Annotated in this window: 3 protein-coding genes and 1 pseudogene; all 4 read left to right on the top strand. The window is 69.8% G+C overall.

Annotated features, from left to right (window positions below; genetic code table 11):
• Positions 1 to 996: pseudogene (locus PKH97_RS15325) on the top strand (cell division protein FtsH); the annotation flags it as partial.
• A 19-nt stretch (positions 997 to 1,015) separates the two neighbouring features.
• Positions 1,016 to 1,603 carry a GTP cyclohydrolase I FolE gene (gene folE / locus PKH97_RS15320; protein WP_324388466.1) on the top strand — a complete coding sequence of 196 codons (588 nt, stop codon included), beginning with the start codon at positions 1,016 to 1,018 and terminating at the stop codon, positions 1,601 to 1,603.
• A 19-nt stretch (positions 1,604 to 1,622) separates the two neighbouring features.
• On the top strand, positions 1,623 to 2,447 hold the full coding sequence (gene folP / locus PKH97_RS15315; protein WP_324388464.1) for a dihydropteroate synthase: 825 nt from the start codon (positions 1,623 to 1,625) through the stop codon (positions 2,445 to 2,447).
• Positions 2,444 to 3,219: 2-amino-4-hydroxy-6-hydroxymethyldihydropteridine diphosphokinase (gene folK / locus PKH97_RS15310; RefSeq protein ID WP_324388463.1), on the top strand; the 776-nt coding region annotated here is incomplete at its 3' end. The genes folP and folK, both read left to right, overlap by 4 nt.

The following is a 3,219-nucleotide window of genomic DNA, read 5'->3' as shown; positions in this document are numbered from 1 at the left end:
GGCTTCACCGGTGCCGATCTGGCCAATGTCTTGAACGAGGCGGCGCTGCTGACAGCGCGCAGTTCGGGTCACCTGATCACCGACGCCACGCTCGATGAGGCCATCGACCGAGTGATGGCCGGCCCGCAGAAGCGCACCCGGATCATGAGTGCCAAGGAGCGCAAGATCACCGCCTATCACGAGGGCGGGCACGCGCTCGTCGCCGCGGCGATGAACCACACCGACCCGGTCAACAAGATCACGATCCTGCCGCGTGGCCGTGCGCTGGGCTACACGATGGTGCTGCCGAGCGACGACAAGTACTCCACGACGCGCAACGAGATCCTCGACCAGTTGGCGTATGCCTTGGGTGGCCGGGTCGCCGAGGAAATCATCTTCCACGACCCCACCACGGGTGCCGCGAACGACATCGAGAAGGCCACGGCGATGGCCCGCAAGATGGTCACCGAATACGGCATGTCCGAGCGGGTCGGCGCGATCAAGCTCGGCCAGAGCCAGGGGGAGGTCTTCCTCGGGCGCGACTACGGCCACCAGCGCGACTACTCCGAGCACGTCGCTGGGATCGTCGACGAAGAGGTCCGCCGCCTGATCGAGTCGGCCCACGATGAAGCCTGGCACGCACTCAACGACAACCGCGATGTCCTCGACCGCCTCGTCCTGGAGTTGCTCGAGCGCGAGACACTCAACGCCAAGGACATCGCCGCGATCTTCCACGACGTGCGCAAGCGGCCGGTCCGGCCGACCTGGCTCTCCTCGGAGCACCGCCTCATCTCGGACAAGCCCCCGGTCCTGACGCCTGCCGAGCAAGCGGCGCTCAACGGCTCGGGCGCCCCCGTGGGTGCAGTCGCCAGTCCGGGGAACCGGGCGACCGAGCGGGCCATCGACGCGGCCGCGGCCGTCGGCGCCTCGCCGTATGCCGATGACAAGCCGACCGCACAGATCGTCGAAACCCCCGAGGGCCAGCCGGTCGACCCCCAGGCCGGCGACCCCTACTGAGCCTGCAGAAAGGGCGCCCGTGAGCGAGTCAGCAGTGAGCGGCTTCGACCAGGCTCGGATCGAGGCCGCCGTCCGCGAGATCCTCGCGGCCATCGGTGAGGATCCCGACCGTGACGGCCTGATCGAAACGCCGGCACGAGTCGCGCGCGCGTATGCCGAGGCGTTCGCCGGTCTCCACCAGCACGCCGGCGATGTGCTCGCCAAGAAGTTCGAGGTCGATCACGACGAGTTGGTGATCGTCCGCGATATCGCTCTCTACAGCACCTGCGAGCACCACCTGCTGCCCTTTCACGGCGTCGCGCACATCGGCTACCTCCCCAGCGGCGGCCAGGTCACCGGCCTGTCCAAACTCGCGCGCCTCGTCGACGTCTATGCCCGGCGTCCGCAGGTCCAGGAGCGTTTGACCAGCCAGATTGCCGACGCCCTCGTGGAGCACCTGAGCGTGATGGGCTGCATCGTGGTCGTCGAGGCGGAGCACCTGTGCATGTCGATGCGCGGGGTGCGCAAGCCCGGCGCGCAGACCATCACCTCCGCCGTGCGCGGCAGCCTCCGGCACCCTGCCACGCGCGCCGAAGCCATGTCGTTGCTGCTCGGCGGGGCGCGGTGATCCGTCCGGGCGGGGCACCTTGAGCGGCCCGGTGCTGGTGGGCGTCGTCAATGTCACCCCCGACTCTTTCTCCGATGGTGGGGCGTGGTTCGACGCGGATGCCGCCGTCGAGCACGGCCGCGAGCTGATGGCTGCGGGAGCCGACGTCGTGGATGTCGGGGGGGAGTCCACCCGACCTGGTGCCCTGCGTCCGGACCTCGATGAGGAGTTGCGCCGGACCATCCCGGTCGTCGCGGCGCTCGCGGCGTCCGGTGCGATGGTTTCGATCGATACCATGCGCGCCGAGGTCGCCCAGGCGGCGATTGCTGCGGGCGCGCGGATCGTCAACGACGTCTCAGGTGCCTTGGCCGACCCAGGGATGGCGTCCGTCGTCGCTGACGCGGGCGTCGACTTCGTCGCCATGCACTGGCGCGGACACTCCGCGACCATGCAGGCGTGTGCCCATTACGACGATGTCATGGCGGACGTATGCCGTGAGCTCACCACCCGCATCGACGCCCTGACCTCCCAGGGCGTGCGCCCGGAGCAGATCATCCTCGACCCGGGTCTCGGCTTTGCCAAGCTGCCCGAGCACAACTGGGCCCTGCTGCGCGGTCTCCCGGAGATCATGGCGCTCGGGCACCGGGTGCTGGTTGGCACATCCCGCAAGCGCTTTCTCGGCCTGGTCGGCCGGAGCGAGGAGACGATCCGCGGTGCCGATGAGCGCGAGGTGGCCACCGCGGTCACCTCGGCCTACGCCGCCGAGGCGGGTGTGTGGGGGATCCGCGTGCACGACATCACGGCCACGCGCGACGCGCTCGACGTGGCGACCGCCTGGGGGAAGCTGCCCGGGGGTGGGGAGTGACGGCATACGGCCCGGAGCGGGACGCCATCACGCTGACGGGGCTGCGCGGCAAGGGTTTTCACGGTGTCTTCGACTTCGAGAAGGCGACCGGCCAAGAGTTCGTCGTCGACATCGTGCTGCACGCCGACCTGCGGGCAGCGGGCGCCAGCGACGATCTGGCGGACACGGTCAACTACGGCGTCGTCGCGGATCTGGCCATGGCCCGGCTGACCGGGCCGAGCTTCGATCTGATCGAAGCGCTCGCCGAGGCGATCGCTTCGGATGTCCTCGCCCTGGGCGAGCTCGTCGCGGTGGATGTCACCGTGCACAAGCCGACCGCGCCGATCGCGCACGCCTTCGCCGATGTCAGCGTGACGATCCGGCGGCGTCGGACGGCCGAATTCGTCGTCGCGCTCGGGAGCAATCTAGGTGACCGGGTCGCGACCCTGGGCGCCGCTGTCGAGGAACTTCGGGCCGCCCCGGGCGTGCGCGTTGATGCGGTCTCCCAGCTCGTCGAGACCGACCCGGTCGGTGGCCCGGAGCAGGCCGACTACCTCAACGCCGCGCTCGTCGGGCACACCGAGTTGACCCCCCCCGACCTGCTGGCCGCGCTGCACCGGATCGAGGCGCGACACGGCCGCGTGCGCGCGGTGCGCTGGGGTGAGCGCACGCTCGACCTGGACTTGATCCAGTACGGCACGCCGGGCGGCCCCGACGAGGTCCGCAGTGACGACCCGGCGCTCCTCCTGCCCCACCCGCGGGCGAATGAGCGCGCCTTCGTCCTCGTGCCGTG

Source organism: Nostocoides sp., assembly GCF_035343835.1.
GTDB classification, from domain to species: domain Bacteria; phylum Actinomycetota; class Actinomycetes; order Actinomycetales; family Dermatophilaceae; genus Nostocoides_A; species Nostocoides_A vanveenii.
This window is presented reverse-complemented; position numbering and strand designations above follow the sequence as displayed.